Consider the following 16,436-nt stretch of genomic DNA (forward strand, 5'->3'; position numbering starts at 1 on the left):
AAGGTAAATTGCCGGTAAAGGCGCTTTGCTAAACACCCGTCAGTGCTTATCTTTCAGCCTCCCGTAAAAGAAGCCCACGCGCCCAATGGTTGATCACTCCATGCAATCTTCTGTTTCCCGTAAATCCCGTCGCTGGCTAGTTGGCCTGGTCATTGTATTGATCGTTGCGGCGCTGGCCTGGAAGTTCTGGCCCGCCGGCACGGACCAGAAGCCCGGAGCCGGGCAAAAAGCGCCTGCTGGGCAGGGGCAGTCGGGTGGCATGCGGCCAGGGTTTGGCGGCGCCACGGGGCCGGTGCCCGTGCGGGTAGCGCCGGCAGTCACCGGGGATTTTCCGCTTTATTACAAGGCGTTGGGCACCGTCACGGCCCTCAATACCATCAACGTGCGCAGCCGGGTGGGTGGTGAGTTGGTCAAGATCGCCTTTGAAGAAGGGCAAATGGTCAAGGCTGGAGACCTGCTGGCTGAAATCGACCCGCGTCCCTATCAGAACGCCTTGCTCCAGGCCGAAGGCACGCTGCTGCAGAATCAGGCCCAACTGAAAAATGCCCAGGTAGACCTCGAGCGTTATCGGGGCCTGTATGCCGAGGACAGCATCGCCAAACAGACCCTCGATACCGCCGCCGCCTTGGTGGGCCAGTACCAGGGAACAGTCAAGACCAATCAGGCGGCGGTCAACGACGCCAGGCTCAATCTGGAATTCACCAGGATCCGGGCGCCGATCTCCGGCCGGGTCGGTTTGCGGCAACTGGATGTTGGCAATCTGGTGGCCGCCAACGACACAACCGCGCTGGCGGTCATCACCCAGACACAACCCATCAGCGTCGTGTTTACGCTGCCGGAAAACAACCTGGATACCGTGCTGGCCCGCTACCGCAGTGGGGCGAAGCTGCCAGTGGAAGCCTGGGACCGCGGCGACGTGAAGCTGCAGGCCAGTGGTGTGCTGCAAAGCCTGGACAACCAGATCGACATCACCACCGGCACCCTGAAGTTCAAGGCTCGCTACGATAACCGCGACCAGTCGCTGTTCCCCAACCAGTTCGTCAATGTGCACCTGTTGGCCGACACCCTCAAAAATGTAGTCCTGGCGCCGACCGCTGCGATTCAATTCGGCACCAACGGCACCTTCGTCTACGCCCTGGATGGCGATAAAAAAGTCACCATCAGAAAGCTGAAGATCGGCGCCAGCGACGGCGAAAATACCGTAGTCACCGAGGGCCTGGCAGCGGGGGATCGAGTGGTGCTTGAAGGCACCGATCGCCTGAAGGAGGGCAGTGAGGTGGACGTGGTCAACGACAGCCAGGACGTGCCCACCACGCCGACCGAACACCTGCAGGGTAAAACGGCGGCGGCCCCGGATGAACCGGCCGTGGCCGACAAGGCGAAAAAGGGCGGCGCATGAACCTCTCGCGGCTGTTCATCCTTCGCCCGGTCGCCACCACCCTGAGCATGCTGGCCATCGTGCTGGCGGGCCTGATCGCTTATCGATTGCTGCCGGTGTCGGCGTTGCCCCAGGTCGATTACCCGACCATCCGCGTGATGACCCTGTACCCGGGGGCCAGTCCCGACGTGATGACCAGCGCCGTGACCGCCCCCCTGGAACGGCAGTTCGGGCAGATGCCGGGCCTGACGCAAATGGCGTCCACCAGCTCCGGCGGCGCGTCGGTGATTACCCTGCGTTTCAGCCTCGACATCAACATGGATGTCGCCGAGCAACAGGTGCAGGCGGCGATCAACGCGGCCACCAACCTGCTGCCCAATGACCTGCCGGCCCCGCCGGTGTACAACAAGGTCAACCCGGCCGACACCCCGGTGCTGACCCTGGCGATCACCTCCAAGACCATGCTGCTGCCCAAGCTCAATGACCTGGTGGACACCCGCATGGCGCAGAAAATCGCCCAGATCAGCGGGGTCGGCATGGTTTCGATCGCCGGTGGTCAGCGCCAGGCCGTGCGGATCAAGGTCAACCCCGAGGCCCTGGCGGCCGCGGGGTTGAACCTGGCGGATGTGCGCAGCCTGGTCGGCGCCTCCAACGTCAACCAGCCCAAGGGCAACTTCGACGGACCGACTCGGGTCTCGATGCTTGATGCCAACGATCAGTTGACCTCGCCCAAGGACTACGCCGAGCTGATCCTCGCCTATGCCAACGGCGCTCCGTTGCGCCTGAAGGATGTCGCGCAGATCGTCGATGGCGCCGAGAATGAACGCCTTGCCGCCTGGGCCAACGAAAACCAGGCCGTGCTGTTGAACATCCAGCGCCAGCCGGGGGCCAACGTCATCGAGGTGGTGGACCGGATCAAGGCCCTGCTGCCAAGCATCACCGACAACCTGCCGGCCGGCCTGGACGTTACGGTGTTGACTGACCGCACCCAGACCATTCGCGCTTCGGTCACCGACGTCCAGCATGAACTGCTGATCGCCATCGCCCTGGTGGTCATGGTGACGTTCTTGTTCCTGCGTCGGGTCAGTGCCACGATCATTCCGTCGGTGGCTGTACCGTTGTCCCTGATCGGCACGTTCGGCGTGATGTACCTGGCCGGTTTTTCCATCAACAACCTGACGCTGATGGCCCTGACCATTGCCACCGGTTTCGTGGTGGACGATGCCATCGTCATGCTGGAAAACATTGCCCGCTACATCGAGGAGGGCGAAAGCCCCATGCAGGCCGCGCTCAAGGGCGCGAAGCAGATTGGCTTCACACTGATCTCACTGACGCTATCACTGATCGCGGTGCTGATCCCGTTGCTGTTCATGGCCGACGTGGTTGGACGCTTGTTTCGCGAGTTCGCCATCACCCTGGCGGTGGCGATCCTGATTTCCCTGGTGGTGTCCCTGACCCTGACGCCGATGATGTGTGCCCGGTTGCTCAAGCGTGAGCCCAAGGAAGAAGAGCAGGGGCGTTTCTACCGCGCCAGCGGCGCCTGGATCGACTGGATGATCGCCGCCTACGGGCGCAAGTTGCAGTGGGTGCTCAAGCATCAGCCGCTGACCCTGCTGGTCGCCGTCGGCAGCCTGGTGCTGACGGTGGTGTTGTACCTGGCCGTGCCCAAGGGTTTTTTCCCGGTGCAGGATACCGGCGTGATCCAGGGCATTTCCGAGGCACCGCAGTCGATTTCCTTCGCTGCCATGAGCGAGCGTCAACAGCAACTGGCCAAGGTGATCCTGGCCGATCCGGCGGTGCAGAGCCTGTCTTCCTACATCGGCGTGGACGGTGACAACGCCACGCTCAACAGTGGTCGCTTGCTGATCAATCTCAAACCCCACAGCGAACGGGATGACAGCGCCACCGAAATCATTGCCCGCTTGCAGCCACAACTGGATCGGCTGGTGGGCATCCGTCTGTTCCTGCAACCGGTGCAGGACCTGACCATCGAAGACCGGGTCAGCCGCACCCAGTACCAGTTCAGCCTGTCTTCGCCGGATGCCGAGTTGCTCAGTCTCTGGAGCGATCGTCTGGTCGAAGCGTTGGCCCAGCAGCCAGAGTTGACCGACGTCGCCAGCGACCTGCAGGACAAAGGTCTGCAGGTCTACCTGGTGATCGACCGCGACGCCGCGTCTCGCCTGGGCGTATCGGTGTCCGACATTACCGATGCACTGTATGACGCCTTCGGCCAGCGGCAGATTTCCACCATCTACACCCAGGCCAGCCAGTATCGGGTGGTGTTGCAGGCTCAGGCCGGGGAGCGCATCGGGCCGCAGGCGCTGGACCAGATTCACGTCAAGACCACCGATGGCGGCCAGGTGCGGTTGTCGAGTCTGGCCCGGGTCGAGGAGCGTCAGGCCCAGTTGGCCATTGCTCACATCGGCCAGTTCCCGGCGGTGATGATGTCGTTCAACCTGGCGCCCGATGTAGCCCTCGGGCACGCGGTGGACGTGATCGAGAAGGTCCAGCAGGACATTGGCATGCCGGTGGGGGTGCAGACCGAGTTCCAGGGCGCGGCCCAGGCGTTCCAGGCCTCTCTGTCGAGCACCTTGCTGCTGATCCTGGCGGCCGTGGTGACCATGTACATCGTCCTCGGTGTTTTGTACGAGAGTTACATCCACCCGATCACGATTCTCTCCACGTTGCCCTCGGCGGCCATCGGCGCCTTGCTGGCGCTGATCATCAGCGGCAATGACCTGGGCATGATCGCAATCATTGGCATCATCCTGCTGATCGGCATCGTCAAGAAAAACGCGATCATGATGATCGACTTCGCTCTCGACGCCGAACGCAACCAGGGCATGGACCCGCAGACGGCCATTTACCAGGCCGCGCTGCTGCGTTTCAGGCCGATCCTGATGACCACCCTGGCGGCCCTGTTCGGTGCGGTGCCACTGATGCTCGCCACCGGTTCCGGCGCTGAACTGCGCCAGCCTTTGGGGCTGGTGATGGTGGGTGGGTTGTTGGTGAGCCAGGTGTTGACGTTGTTCACCACGCCGGTGATTTACCTGTATTTCGACCGCCTGGGGCGCCGCTTTGCCAAGCCTGATGGGAAAGAGGTGCGGGTATGACGGCGGCGGATTACAGGCAAGAATCAACGCCCGAGGGCTTGAAGCGGGGGGGCTTTTTGTGGCGAGGGGATTTATCCCCGTTGGGCTGCGCAGCGGCCCCTTTGGTGAGCGCTGCGCACTCAAGCGGGGATAAATCCCCTCGCCACAAGAGCCCGACCATCCCTCACGGCATATCGTATGAAGCCTGGAGCGGTTGCTGATGAACCTCTCCGGCCCTTTCATCCGTCGCCCCGTAGCGACCATGCTCCTGAGCTTTGCAATCATGCTGCTGGGCGGTGTGAGCTTTGGCCTGCTGCCGGTTGCGCCGCTGCCGCAGATGGATTTTCCGGTGATCGTGGTCCAGGCCAACTTGCCGGGGGCCAGCCCCGAGGTGATGGCGTCAACGGTGGCCACGCCGCTCGAGCGTTCCTTCGGCGCTATCGCCGGGGTCAATACCATGAGCAGCCGGTCCAGCCAGGGCTCTACCCGGGTGATCCTGCAATTTGACCTGGACCGCGACATCAACGGCGCGGCGCGGGAGGTGCAGGCGGCTATCAATGCCTCGCGCAACCTCTTGCCCAGTGGCATGCGCAGCATGCCCACGTACAAGAAGGTCAACCCGTCCCAGGCGCCGATCATGGTGCTGTCGCTGACCTCGGATGTGCTGGAGAAGGGCCAGCTCTACGACCTGGCTTCAACCATCCTGTCCCAGAGCCTGTCCCAAGTGTCGGGCGTGGGCGAGGTGCAGATTGGCGGCAGCTCGTTGCCGGCGGTGCGCATCGAACTGGAACCGCAACTGCTCAACCAGTACGGCGTGGCCCTGGATGATGTGCGCAGCGCCATTGCCGACAGCAACGTGCGCCGGCCCAAGGGTTCGGTCGAGGACGCACAACGCATGTGGCAAATCCAGGCCAACGATCAGCTGGAGAAGGCCAGGGATTACGAAACGCTGATCATCCGTTACCAGGACGGCTCGGTGCTGCGGCTCAAGGACGTGGCAAAAGTCACCGACGGCGTCGAAGACCGCTACAACAGCGGTTTCTTCAATGATGACGCTGCCGTGCTACTGGTGATCAACCGCCAGGCCGGCGCCAACATCATTGAGACGGTCAACGAGATCAAGAACCAGCTGCCGGCGTTGCAGGCCGTGCTGCCGGCCAGCGTCAAGCTGAACCTGGCCATGGACCGCTCGCCGGTGATCAAGGCCACGCTGCACGAGGCGGAAATGACGCTGCTGATTGCCGTGGCCCTGGTGGTGCTGGTGGTGTTCCTGTTTCTGGGTAACTTTCGTGCCTCACTGATCCCGACCCTGGCGGTGCCGGTGTCCCTGGTGGGTACGTTTGCGGTGATGTACCTCTACGGCTTCTCCTTGAACAATCTGTCGTTGATGGCGTTGATTCTCGCCACTGGCCTGGTGGTGGACGACGCCATCGTGGTGCTGGAGAACATCTCCCGGCACATCGACGAAGGCGTACCGCCCATGAAGGCAGCCTACCTGGGCGCCGAAGAGGTGGGCTTTACGCTGCTGTCGATGAACGTCTCACTGGTGGCGGTGTTTCTGTCGATCCTGTTCATGGGCGGGATTATCGAGAGCCTGTTTCGCGAGTTCTCCATCACCCTGGCGGCGGCCATCGTGGTTTCGCTGGTGGTGTCGCTGACCCTCACGCCGATGCTCTGCGCTCGCTGGCTCAAGCCCCACGTGCCGGGGCAGGAGAATCGCTTGCAGCGCTGGAGCCGGCGCCTCAACGAACGGATGGTCCGTGGTTACGCGCGCAGCCTGGACTGGGTGCTGCGCCATCGGCGCCTGACCTTGCTGAGCCTGCTGGTGACCATAGGGGTGAACATCGCCCTCTATGTGGTGGTGCCGAAAACCTTCATGCCGCAGCAGGACACGGGGCAGTTGATCGGTTTCGTGCGCGGCGACGATGGTCTGTCGTTCAATGTCATGCAGCCGAAGATGGAAATCTTTCGCCGCGCCGTGCTCAAGGACGAAGCGGTAGAAAGCGTGGCGGGCTTCATCGGCGGCAACAACGGCACCAACAATGCCTTCATGCTGGTGCGCCTCAAACCGATCAACGAGCGCGGGATCTCCGCGCAGAAAGTCATCGAGCGCTTGCGCAAGGAGATGCCCCTGGTGCCGGGTGGCCGCTTGATGCTGATGGCCGACCAGGACCTGCAGTTTGGGGGCGGTCGTGAGCAGACCACCTCGCAGTATTCCTACATCCTGCAGAGCGGTGATCTGGCGTCGCTACGCCAGTGGTACCCCAAAGTCGCGGCGGCCTTCAGGGCCTTGCCGGAACTGACCGCCATCGACGCTCGTGACGGCGGCGGCGCCCAGCAGATCACGCTGGTGGTGGACCGCGATCAGGCCAAGCGCCTGGGCATCGATATGGACATGGTCACCTCGGTGTTGAACAACGCCTACAGCCAGCGGCAGATATCCACCATCTATGACAGCCTCAACCAGTATCAGGTGGTGATGGAGGTCAACCCCAAGTACGCCCAGGACCCTAGCACCCTCGAGCAGGTCCAGGTCATTACCGCTGACGGCGCGCGGGTGCCCCTGTCGACCATCGCGCATTATGAGAGCAGCCTGGAGGATGATCGGGTCAGCCATGAGGGGCAGTTCGCCTCCGAGGACATATCGTTCGATTTGGCCGAGGGTGTAACGGTGGAGCAGGGCACGGCCGCCATCGAGAGGGCGATTGCCAGGCTAGGGATGCCCGAAGACATCATCGCAAAAATGGCCGGCACCGCCGATGCGTTCGCGGCAACCCAGAAAAGCCAGCCGTTCATGATTCTGGGGGCATTGCTGGCGGTGTATCTGGTGCTGGGCGTGCTGTACGAGAGCTACATTCATCCGCTGACCATCCTCTCTACATTGCCGTCGGCCGGTGTTGGCGCACTGCTGTCGATTTACTTGTTGGGCGGCGAGTTCAGCCTGATCTCGTTGTTGGGGCTGTTCCTGCTGATTGGCGTGGTGAAGAAAAACGCGATCCTGATGATCGACCTGGCGTTGCAACTGGAGCGCGGCGGGCAGTCGCCGCAGGACTCGATCCGCAACGCTTGCCTGCTGCGCTTGCGGCCGATTCTGATGACTACGCTGGCGGCTATCCTCGGTGCCTTGCCGCTATTGCTTGGCGGTGCCGAAGGCTCGGAGATGCGCCAGCCGCTGGGCCTGACCATCATCGGCGGGCTGGTGTTCAGCCAGATCCTGACCCTCTACACCACCCCGGTGGTTTACCTTTACCTCGACAAACTGCGCCATCGCTTCAACCGCTGGCGCGGCGTGCGCACTGATGCTGCCCTGGAAACTCCGCTATGACCGACCGCTCGCTTTTCAATCTTGTCGCACCGCTGGCGACCGCCCGTGGCTCGCGGCTGCTGAGCCTGACGCTGTGCGTGGCGATGCTCAGCGCCTGCGCCATCGGCCCGGATTACCAGCGCCCAGCAGCCGTGGCGCCCGTGCAGTACAAGGAGGCTGAGGGTTGGCGCCAGGCCAATCCCAGCGACGCATTGGCCCGGGGTGCCTGGTGGGAGTTGTACGGCGATGCCCGGCTCAATGGCCTGGTGGAGCAACTCAACACGTCCAACCAGACCGTGGCCCAGGCCGAAGCCCAGTACCGTCAGGCCCAGGCCTTGGTTCGCAGTGCCCGGGGCGCATTTTTCCCCACCGTGGACCTGACCGTCGGTAAGAACCGCTCCAGCCAGGGCACCGGCAGTAGCAGTTCGAGCCTGAGCAGTTCGGCCAGTGGCATCCGCGACACCTACAGCGCCCAGGCCGGTGTCAGTTGGGAGGCGGACGTCTGGGGCAAGTTGCGTCGCACCCTGCAAGCCAATGAAGCCAGCGCCGAAGCCAGCTTCGCCGATCTGGCCGCCATGCGTTTGAGCCAACAATCTGAGCTGGTGCAAAACTACCTGCAATTGCGGGTGATCGACGAGCAGAAACGCTTGTTGCAGACCACCGTGGACAACTATCAGCGCTCGCTGAAAATGACCGAAAACCAGTACCGCGCCGGCGTATCCGGCAGGGATGCGGTGGCTCAAGCGCAGAACCAGCTCAAGACCACCCAGGCCGACTTGATCGACCTGATCTGGCAGCGGGCTCAGTTCGAAAATGCCATCGCCGTGCTGATCGGTCTGCCGCCGGCCGAATTCAACCTGGCAGAAACCCAGGACATCCCGGCGCTGCCACAGATCCCTGTGGCGCTGCCATCACAACTGCTTGAACGCCGGCCGGACATCGCCTCCGCAGAACGCTCGGTGATGGCGGCCAACGCCAATATCGGCGTGGCCAAGGCTGCCTATTACCCGGACCTGACCCTGAGTTTGAGCGGTGGCTACAGCAGCAGTACCTACGATAACTGGGTGAGTGTGCCGAACCGCTTCTGGTCGGTGGGACCGCAACTGGCGATGACGCTGTTCGATGGCGGTCAGCGTTCGGCGGAAGTCGACCGCACCGTCGCGGCCTACGACCAGACGGTCGCCACCTATCGCCAGACGGTGCTCGACGGTTTTCGCGAAGTGGAAAACTACATGATCCAGCTCAAAGTCCTTGAGGACGAAGCCCGCGTGCGCCAAGAGGCCCTGGACGCTGCCCGCGAATCCTTACGTCTGACCCAGAACCAGTACAGGGCAGGGCTGATTGCCTACCTCGACGTGGTGACCGTACAGGCCACCGCCTTGAGTAACGAGCGCAGTGTGCTGACCCTGCAACAGAGCCGGTTGATCGCAAGTGTGCAGCTGATCGCCGCGTTGGGCGGTGGGTGGGATGGGCAGATGCAGACGAGCGAGAAACCCTGATTGAAGGTGATCCCTGTGGCGAGGGGATTTATCCCCGCTGGGCTGCGCAGCAGACCCTAAATACTTCTGTCGCTGCTGTGTGCCAGGCACGATGCAGGGGCCGCTTCGCGCCCCAGCGGGGATAAATCCCCTCGCCACAGGGTTGATCTTCATGGCAGGTAGCCAGGTCCCGCTTTTGGCCGATGCACTGTCTACGACCCGCTGCGCGGACTTGTTATAGTTCAGGCCTCTTTTTCAGCCGGTAAAGGATCACTGCCATGTCGCAATACCAAGCGTTCACCGTCGAACTTGCAGACAATATCGCCCATGTGCAGATCAATCGACCGGACAAGATCAATGCAATGAACGCCGCGTTCTGGAGCGAGATCGTCGAAATCTTCCAATGGATCGACGACACCGACGAAGCGCGGGTGGTGGTATTGAGCGGGGCCGGCAAACACTTCTCCTCGGGCATCGACCTGATGATGCTGGCCGCCGTGGCCAACGACCTGGGCAAGGACGTGGGACGCAATGCACGCCTGTTGCGCCGCAAGATCCTGCAGCTGCAAGCCTCGTTCAATGCCGTGGACAACTGCCGCAAACCGGTGCTCGCGGCCATTCAAGGCTATTGCCTGGGCGGTGCCATTGACCTGATCGCCGCGTGCGACATGCGTTATGCCGCCGAGGATGCACAGTTCTCCATCAAGGAAATCGATATCGGCATGGCGGCCGATGTTGGCACATTGCAACGCTTGCCCCGGATCATCGGGGACGGCATGCTGCGTGAACTCGCTTATACGGGGCGCACTTTTGGTGCCGACGAGGCGCGCAGCATCGGCTTGGTCAATCGTGTCTACAGTGACACCGCCAGCCTGCTTGACGGTGTCATGGGTATCGCGCGGGAAATCGCCGCCAAGTCGCCGATCGCCGTAACCGGTACCAAGGAAATGATCAGCTACATGCGCGACCACCGCATTGACGACGGGCTGGAATACGTCGCCACCTGGAACGCCGCCATGCTGCAATCGACCGACCTGCGCGTGGCCATGGCCGCCCATATGAGCAAACAGAAACCTGAATTTCTGGATTGATTGATCATGATTTCACGCTGGACCACCGCAGTACTCGATACCGATCTCCCGGGGGGCTGGGCCGTGGCCCGCAGCCCGGAAGGCTTTCTGTTCGATGACAACGGCGCGCTGTTTCCCCGCGACTGGCTCAAGCGCCAGGACCTGTCGATCCTCGCCGAGCATGGCATTGGCCACCTGGATGGCGAGCCGGTCTATCTGCTGGAACTGCACAGCTCACAGGACGTCTCCGGTTGCAACTGGAAGGGCCTGCGGGCCTTCATGCTCGAGGATGACCACACGCTGTACAAGGTCCTGGGCTATGCCGCGCAGATCGGCACCTGGGCTCGGGAGTGCCGTTTCTGCGGCAGCTGTGGCAAACGCATGAGCCAGATCGCCCGGGAACGGGCGATGTATTGCGATGCCTGTGAGTTGCGGCATTACCCGCGGATTTCGCCGAGCATGATCGTGTTGATCACCCGTGGCGATGAAGTCCTGCTGGCTCGCTCGCCTCGCTTCGTCACGGGGGTCTACAGCACGCTGGCCGGGTTCGCCGAGCCAGGTGAGTCGGCCGAGGATTGCCTGATTCGTGAGGTGCGCGAAGAAGTCAGCATCGAGGTGAAGAACATTCAGTACGTAGGCAGTCAGTGCTGGCCGTTTCCCCATTCGATGATGCTGGGCTTCCACGCCGAATATGCCGGTGGCGACATCGTCAGGCAGGAAGATGAGATCGAAGATGCCCAGTGGTTCAACGTGCACAACCTGCCGCCACTGCCGGCCTCGCGCTCCATCGCCCGCTACCTGATCGACCTCTATGTGGCGCGGCGCTTAGGCCACGCTGAACCAGTGCTGCCAGGCTAGGCGTACGGTCAAGCCCAGCACCACGGTGATGAATACGGGTCTGATGAATTTCGCGCCGCCGCTGATGGCGGTGCGCGCGCCGAAGAACGCCCCCACCATCACCGACAGGCCCATGCTCAGGCCGATGATCCAGTCCACTTGCCCCGAAAAAATGAACACCGACAGCGCCGCGATGTTGCTGACGAAGTTCATGCTGCGGGCCACGCCACTGGCCTTGACCAGATCGATGGGATAGAGCAGCAGGCTGCTGACCGTCCAGAACGCACCCGTGCCAGGACCGGCCACGCCGTCATAGAAGCCCAGGCTGAAACCCTGGGGCGCTTGCCAGGTCTTGCGAATCGGCGCGTCACTGTCCAGCGGCGCCTTGGGCGTGCCACCGAACAACAGGTACAGGCCACAGGCGAAGACGATCACCGGCAGCATCTTGTTCAGCCACTCGGCGGGCAGGTAATGGGCGACGATCGCGCCAGCCAGGGCACCGATCAACGTGCCAACGAGGGCATGGGTCCACTGCCTTGGATGGAACAGCTTGCGCTTGTAGAACGTGAAACTGGCCGTGGCCGAACCGAAGGTCGAGCTGAGCTTGTTGGTGCCCAGGACCAGATGGGGAGGCAAGCCGGCGGTCAGCAGGGCCGGGGTGGTCAACAGGCCACCTCCACCGGCAATGGCATCGATGAAACCGGCAATGAAGGCGACGAGAATAAGGATAGCGAGGGTGGTAAGGTCAACGCTGAGTTCGAAGGGCATGAAATGGGCTTATTTGGCAGGGCGCAGGGGGCTGCAGGGAAGGTCGGTATGTTACCCATAAATGGGGCAGGGCCGCGACTCCTCTAGGGTCTCTGAAGTTCTCCCTGGCGAGGGGGCTGGCTTTGACTGGGTTGCGACGCACCCCCAGAACCCTTCGCACCCCCCTGTGGTTGTCGGGCGGAAGCTGGCCTTTGGACGAATTTTTTTTGAAATCAAGGGGTTGTCAGCCTAGGCAAATGAGTACATAATTGCGCCCATCGAACGCACTGGGACGTAAAAAATCTCAATGTTTTCAAGGAGATAGAGCTTCGTAAGCGTCTTGTTTCCTGATCAGGTTTGTACGCGGTTGATGTAGCTTTCTTGCATCAAACGTCTTGAGGCCGAATAGCAAAATGGTTATGCAGTGGATTGCAAATCCACCTACGCCGGTTCGATTCCGACTTCGGCCTCCACTTTAAAACAGCTCCGTAGATCCATGATTTACGGAGCTTTTTTATGTTCGAAGCAATGACAGATATTGTCTTGAAAAGGGCAGAAGCGACCTTGCTTCGCGGGGAAGGGATGTATATATTCCTCCCTCTTGCTGCACCCGCCTCGACGGGCACGTCTGCTCCAGGCTGATGTCCATAAGGTTGATCGCGCTACCGCCCGAATGGCGAAACTGGTAGACGCATGGGACTTAAAATCCCCCGCTCGTAAGGGCGTGCCGGTTCGATTCCGGCTTCGGGCACCATCTCAAATCAAGGGTTTGCGAGCGAAAGCTGATGCAAACCCTTGTTCGTTTCTGGTCTGTAAAACCACCTTATGCGAGCTGCGTTCACAACCTGCGCCGAAATGCCTCGAGAATCTCCCGCGTGCCCTTTTTCATTTGCAGTTGCGCGATAGCGTCCAGCGGATGCCAGAGGCAGTCGCTGATTTCGTTCTGTGGCCGGGCTGTCTTGGAATCGGTGACCGCGGCTTCGAACACGTGGTGTTCGGTTTCACCGTCGCTGATGCGCATCAGATAAAGCAGGTTATGCGCGTCCAGCCCGGTCTCTTCGGCCAACTCGCGCAGGGCCGCCCCGGCATGGGTTTCGCCGCGCTCCACGGTCCCACCCGGCAATGTCCAGCGGCTGTTGGCCTTGCGCACGAGCAAGATGTGGCGATCTTCCTCGCAAATGACGGTCGCTCGAATTTTCATGGCCTTGCTCAATCAGTGACTGTCATTAAAGTGAAATATAACTGCAATATTTGAGCCCGATGTCATCCGGACTGTCCACTACTGTTTTTACCGGGCACCTCTCGTACGACCACGGCAATCGGCGAAAGACTGAACTTCATTTCATCCCCGCACTCGCTATCTGTCTGAACTGGGCATTGGACCGATCATCGCCTCGACTGAATCAGCTTGGAAAAAACGTATCCATGTTGGGTGGATAGCCAACCTCGGTTAGAGGGGAAGTGAGAAAGACATGACCACCGTTGAAGACTTCAAAATCAAATCCCACGAACTGCTCGTGGAACTGGACGCGGCCACGTCAGAAATGATGGCGCTCGTCGACGCACACCAAACGAGCGGGGTGATTTGGGAGCAGGCCGTCCAGCGCCAGCATGACGCTTACGAACGGTGGGTCGCCTATCTGAATGAGCGGGGTTAGACGAAAGATCAGGCGGGAGGACGCGATGGCAGATTCTTTGAACGGACCGTCAGGGGGTTTGCCTAAACCATAGACCTTAAGAGGATTGGGCCATGTCTGAACTAGCCAGCTATTTCTGGATCGGCGTTGTGGTGCTTTTGCTGCTTGTGGATCTGTGGGCGATCGTCAGTGTCTTTCGCAGTGACAAGACCGTGGGGACCAAGGCGGGTTGGGCGCTGCTGCTGATCATCTTGCCTGTGGTGGGCCTGGTCATCTGGGGCGTGGCCGGCCCTCGCGGGGTGAAGGAAGGCCCATCGTCGCCAGAGCACAGCAAAGGCTAGGGCAGGGCCTTGACCCTTCATTGGTTTTTCCAGCGCCCACCGTTGGTTTCGCAATCTTTCTGTGCTTGCGCCAACTGTTCGGTGTTGTAGTAGTACCGGGTGATTTGCGCATCGTCAGGGATGTTGGCTGACTCGCCGCTGCGGTCCTTGCTGGTTGAGTGCGGGTTGGCCAGGGCTTCCTGAGTCAGTCGAGCCTGGCATGTCGCCACATACCCCTGGGCGCAACGTTCGACCTGGTTCTTTTCAGTGCTCAGCGCACCTTTGCTTTCGTTGCTGCAGGACCAGCCAATCGCCTCGGCTGGCACGCCTTTGTATTCGTAACAACTATGGGTTTCGATCTTCGGTATCGCTTGGCTCTGGGACCGAGTGATTACATCGCAGCCTTGCGCCATGGCGACGGCAGGGCTGGCACAGGCTATCAGCAGCAGGATTCTGGCGTACATGGTGTTCTCCCTCTAGCGGCTTTGCTCCGATACATATCAATATCGAGGCGCAAAGAACGCCCGCGTTCCATCGGTTTTCCAACCGGTAGAGCTTGAGGAAGAACCTGTGCAGCGCAATGCGTTAGCGGAACTTGGGCAATGGTCGCTCGGCGGGCTTGAGGGACGTCAGCGCGCTCTGGATAGAGGGGGCGTCTTTTTCGATGTCATTGAGACGATCCCGGATGCGCACGGCGGTAGGGTGCCCGCCCTGATGGTCGACCCAGTCAGCGATTTCCTTGCAGGCTGCCGCCAATCGTGCCTGACGCGACTCCAGCAAGGTGAGTACGGTGGTGATGGACTCTTTTTCAGACATGTCGCACCTCCATTGAGTGTGTATAAGGCAGCACAAAACCCGCCAGCAGCGGGTTGTACCGATAATTAAGCGTAGTTGAGTTATTTCGGGTCTGGCGAAGAAAACGGCGCCCGGCCGGACGGCCGGTGCGCCGAAGAGGGGGGATGACTCAGCCTGACTCCTTTACCCAGGCCGGTGCGACACTGGCTCGCCAGCGCACGTCGGTAATACCGTATTTTTCTGCCAGTGGTTTTGACACCCGTTTGACCTTCTCCCTCCCGAATTTGGGGATGCGTCCGACACCCGCATCGCAACTGGCCCAATGCCAAGCTTCGGAATTGTTCATCACTTCGGCACGAATGATGAATGACTTGGGCTCGCCATGGAGCATGTAGTCGATGATGTAAAGCGATGGCCCGCCCATAAATCCTCCCTAATTAGTTCTATACGGATGGATGCAGAGGCGGGCGGAAAATTCCATCGGATCTCCAGACGGTCAAAAATCAGAGGGGCGGCGAGGCTCGCGGTCGGGAACCAAACCCGGTTAACCTTCTCCAAGCTGGGCTTGGGCAGCAAGGGCCATGGATCGTAGGCGAGTCAGTGCGATCACCATAAAAGGCACACAATGAAAATCTTCGCCAGGGTGCTGTCTCTCGTAGCCCTTGCCAGCGTTTTGCTGGGGTGCATTAGCGCTCCCATCGAACTGACTGCGCAGACTGAACAACGCCTTCGCACGCAACCGCCGATCCGCTTTCTGCTGACGTTCGATGACGGGCCCAGCGCATCGTCTTTCTGGAACCCGAGCATGGGCGTGCTCGACGCCTTGGCGCAAAATCCGGTGCAGCCGGGGATCAAAGCGGTATTTTTCGTGCAGACGCGAGCGACGCGGGCCGGTGGCAGTGATATCGGGCGTTCGGTGATGCGTCGTGAACAGCAAGAAGGGCATGTGCTGGGCTTTCACACCGCGACCTCCGGGCACAGCAACCACCGCTTCCTTAGCCCTGATGAACTGGAGCAGTCGCTGCTCAAGGGGAGTGCCGACATTGCCGCCATCACGGGGGCAGCTCCTGGCTTGGTGAGGCCGCCGTTCTGGAGCTACGACACCCGCACCTTTGCGGCCTACCGACGTCATGGCCTGCACATGTTGCTCACCGATCTGAGCGCCAACGATGGCAAAGTCTGGGGCATCACGGCCAGTCCGAGACGGCGAATCAACCTCATACGTCAGCTCAGCGAAGTGCGTGAACGTATCGCCGACGGGAAGATACCTGCCGTTGACGGGGTCATTCCGGTGGTGGTGACCTTTCATGATCTCAATCGCTACACCGCACGACACGCCCGGGAGTACCTGCAGATTCTGCTCGACGCTGCCCAGGCGACTGGGGTGAAGACCGACCCCAAGCCATTTTATGACGACCGTCAGGCGCTTGAGCGAGCAGCGCTGGCTCGCACCGTCAAAGACGGCACCGAGCCGGTGCAACTGCCTGGGTTGTGGAACAGGCTGTGGGGGGCGGGTTCACCTTGACGGGCATGCCGCTGCCTGGAAATTGCGACGTCCGGTTGATGCCCTGGTGCCAACTGAGTGTAAGGTAAGGGGCGTACCTTAGGTTTATCCAGGAGGAGGTAACGATGAGTGCTGCGATGCTAACGAAAATGCACATCAACGGTTATGACGTACTCAGTGTGAACAGCGGCCCTTGGAGGGTCTGCACCCCGGTGGACCGGCTTGGCTCCTTTGCTTCCCGTGAGGAAGCGCTGGCCTACGCAGCGGCGTTGCC

14 protein-coding genes and 2 tRNA genes are annotated in these 16,436 nt (G+C 60.9%); 11 read left to right on the forward strand and 5 right to left on the reverse strand.

Features of this window, described 5'->3' with window-relative positions; genetic code table 11:
* The first annotated feature begins 85 nt into the window (after positions 1 to 85).
* The 6 genes from AAIS01_RS04865 (at position 86) to nudC (ending at position 11,180) form a co-directional block, all read left to right on the forward strand.
* A complete protein-coding gene (locus AAIS01_RS04865; RefSeq protein ID WP_343468037.1) occupies positions 86 to 1,399 on the forward strand; it encodes an MdtA/MuxA family multidrug efflux RND transporter periplasmic adaptor subunit in 1,314 nt (437 codons plus the stop codon).
* Positions 1,396 to 4,491 (forward strand): MdtB/MuxB family multidrug efflux RND transporter permease subunit, encoded by a 3,096-nt coding sequence (locus AAIS01_RS04870; protein WP_343468038.1) that lies wholly within the window; start codon positions 1,396 to 1,398, stop codon positions 4,489 to 4,491. Before AAIS01_RS04865 ends, AAIS01_RS04870 begins: the two co-directional genes overlap by 4 nt.
* A 199-nt stretch (positions 4,492 to 4,690) precedes the next feature.
* Positions 4,691 to 7,795, forward strand: a complete 3,105-nt coding sequence (locus AAIS01_RS04875; RefSeq protein WP_343468039.1) for an efflux RND transporter permease subunit — start codon at positions 4,691 to 4,693, stop codon at positions 7,793 to 7,795.
* Positions 7,792 to 9,273 (forward strand): efflux transporter outer membrane subunit, encoded by a 1,482-nt coding sequence (locus tag AAIS01_RS04880; RefSeq protein WP_343468040.1) that lies wholly within the window; start codon positions 7,792 to 7,794, stop codon positions 9,271 to 9,273. Before AAIS01_RS04875 ends, AAIS01_RS04880 begins: the two co-directional genes overlap by 4 nt.
* A gap of 257 nt (positions 9,274 to 9,530) precedes the next feature.
* Positions 9,531 to 10,343: a crotonase/enoyl-CoA hydratase family protein gene (locus tag AAIS01_RS04885; protein ID WP_214912206.1), complete on the forward strand. Its 813-nt coding sequence runs from the start codon at positions 9,531 to 9,533 to the stop codon at positions 10,341 to 10,343.
* Positions 10,344 to 10,349: 6 nt separating this feature from the next.
* A complete protein-coding gene (nudC, locus tag AAIS01_RS04890) occupies positions 10,350 to 11,180 on the forward strand; it encodes an NAD(+) diphosphatase (protein ID WP_343468041.1) in 831 nt (276 codons plus the stop codon).
* Here nudC and AAIS01_RS04895 read toward each other — a convergent pair.
* A complete protein-coding gene (locus AAIS01_RS04895) occupies positions 11,148 to 11,927 on the reverse strand; it encodes a TSUP family transporter (protein WP_343468042.1) in 780 nt (259 codons plus the stop codon). The two genes, nudC and AAIS01_RS04895, sit on opposite strands and share 33 nt — an antisense overlap.
* A 378-nt stretch (positions 11,928 to 12,305) precedes the next feature.
* On the opposite strand from AAIS01_RS04895, the gene AAIS01_RS04900 reads away from it, so the two are divergent.
* Positions 12,306 to 12,379, forward strand: a tRNA-Cys gene (locus AAIS01_RS04900).
* A 194-nt stretch (positions 12,380 to 12,573) separates the two neighbouring features.
* A tRNA-Leu gene (locus AAIS01_RS04905) sits at positions 12,574 to 12,660 on the forward strand.
* 84 nt (positions 12,661 to 12,744) lie between these two features.
* Here AAIS01_RS04905 and AAIS01_RS04910 read toward each other — a convergent pair.
* Positions 12,745 to 13,107 (reverse strand): NUDIX hydrolase, encoded by a 363-nt coding sequence (locus AAIS01_RS04910; RefSeq protein WP_047226597.1) that lies wholly within the window; start codon positions 13,105 to 13,107, stop codon positions 12,745 to 12,747.
* A 271-nt stretch (positions 13,108 to 13,378) separates the two neighbouring features.
* On the opposite strand from AAIS01_RS04910, the gene AAIS01_RS04915 reads away from it, so the two are divergent.
* Positions 13,379 to 13,564, forward strand: coding sequence for a hypothetical protein (locus AAIS01_RS04915; protein ID WP_047226596.1), 186 nt, complete (start codon positions 13,379 to 13,381; stop codon positions 13,562 to 13,564).
* A 92-nt stretch (positions 13,565 to 13,656) separates the two neighbouring features.
* Positions 13,657 to 13,884, forward strand: a complete 228-nt coding sequence (locus AAIS01_RS04920; protein WP_343468043.1) for a PLD nuclease N-terminal domain-containing protein — start codon at positions 13,657 to 13,659, stop codon at positions 13,882 to 13,884.
* A 17-nt stretch (positions 13,885 to 13,901) separates the two neighbouring features.
* Here the strand turns inward: AAIS01_RS04920 and AAIS01_RS04925 are convergent, their stop codons facing one another.
* The 3 genes from AAIS01_RS04925 to AAIS01_RS04935 all read right to left on the reverse strand — a co-directional run bounded on the left by AAIS01_RS04925 (position 13,902) and on the right by AAIS01_RS04935 (position 15,082).
* Complete coding sequence (locus AAIS01_RS04925; protein WP_343468044.1) at positions 13,902 to 14,327, reverse strand: hypothetical protein; 426 nt, start codon at positions 14,325 to 14,327, stop codon at positions 13,902 to 13,904.
* Between the two features lie 121 nt (positions 14,328 to 14,448).
* Positions 14,449 to 14,679, reverse strand: a complete 231-nt coding sequence (locus AAIS01_RS04930) for a hypothetical protein (protein ID WP_047226593.1) — start codon at positions 14,677 to 14,679, stop codon at positions 14,449 to 14,451.
* Positions 14,680 to 14,827: 148 nt separating this feature from the next.
* Positions 14,828 to 15,082: a DUF6555 family protein gene (locus tag AAIS01_RS04935; protein ID WP_047226592.1), complete on the reverse strand. Its 255-nt coding sequence runs from the start codon at positions 15,080 to 15,082 to the stop codon at positions 14,828 to 14,830.
* A 201-nt stretch (positions 15,083 to 15,283) separates the two neighbouring features.
* Between AAIS01_RS04935 and AAIS01_RS04940 the strand changes: the two genes are divergently transcribed.
* Entirely contained in the window at positions 15,284 to 16,183 is a 900-nt protein-coding gene (locus tag AAIS01_RS04940) for a polysaccharide deacetylase family protein (protein ID WP_343468045.1), read from the forward strand.
* The last annotated feature ends 253 nt before the right edge of the window (positions 16,184 to 16,436 follow it).

Source organism: Pseudomonas halotolerans (genome assembly GCF_039581215.1).
Taxonomy (GTDB): domain Bacteria; phylum Pseudomonadota; class Gammaproteobacteria; order Pseudomonadales; family Pseudomonadaceae; genus Aquipseudomonas; species Aquipseudomonas tehranensis.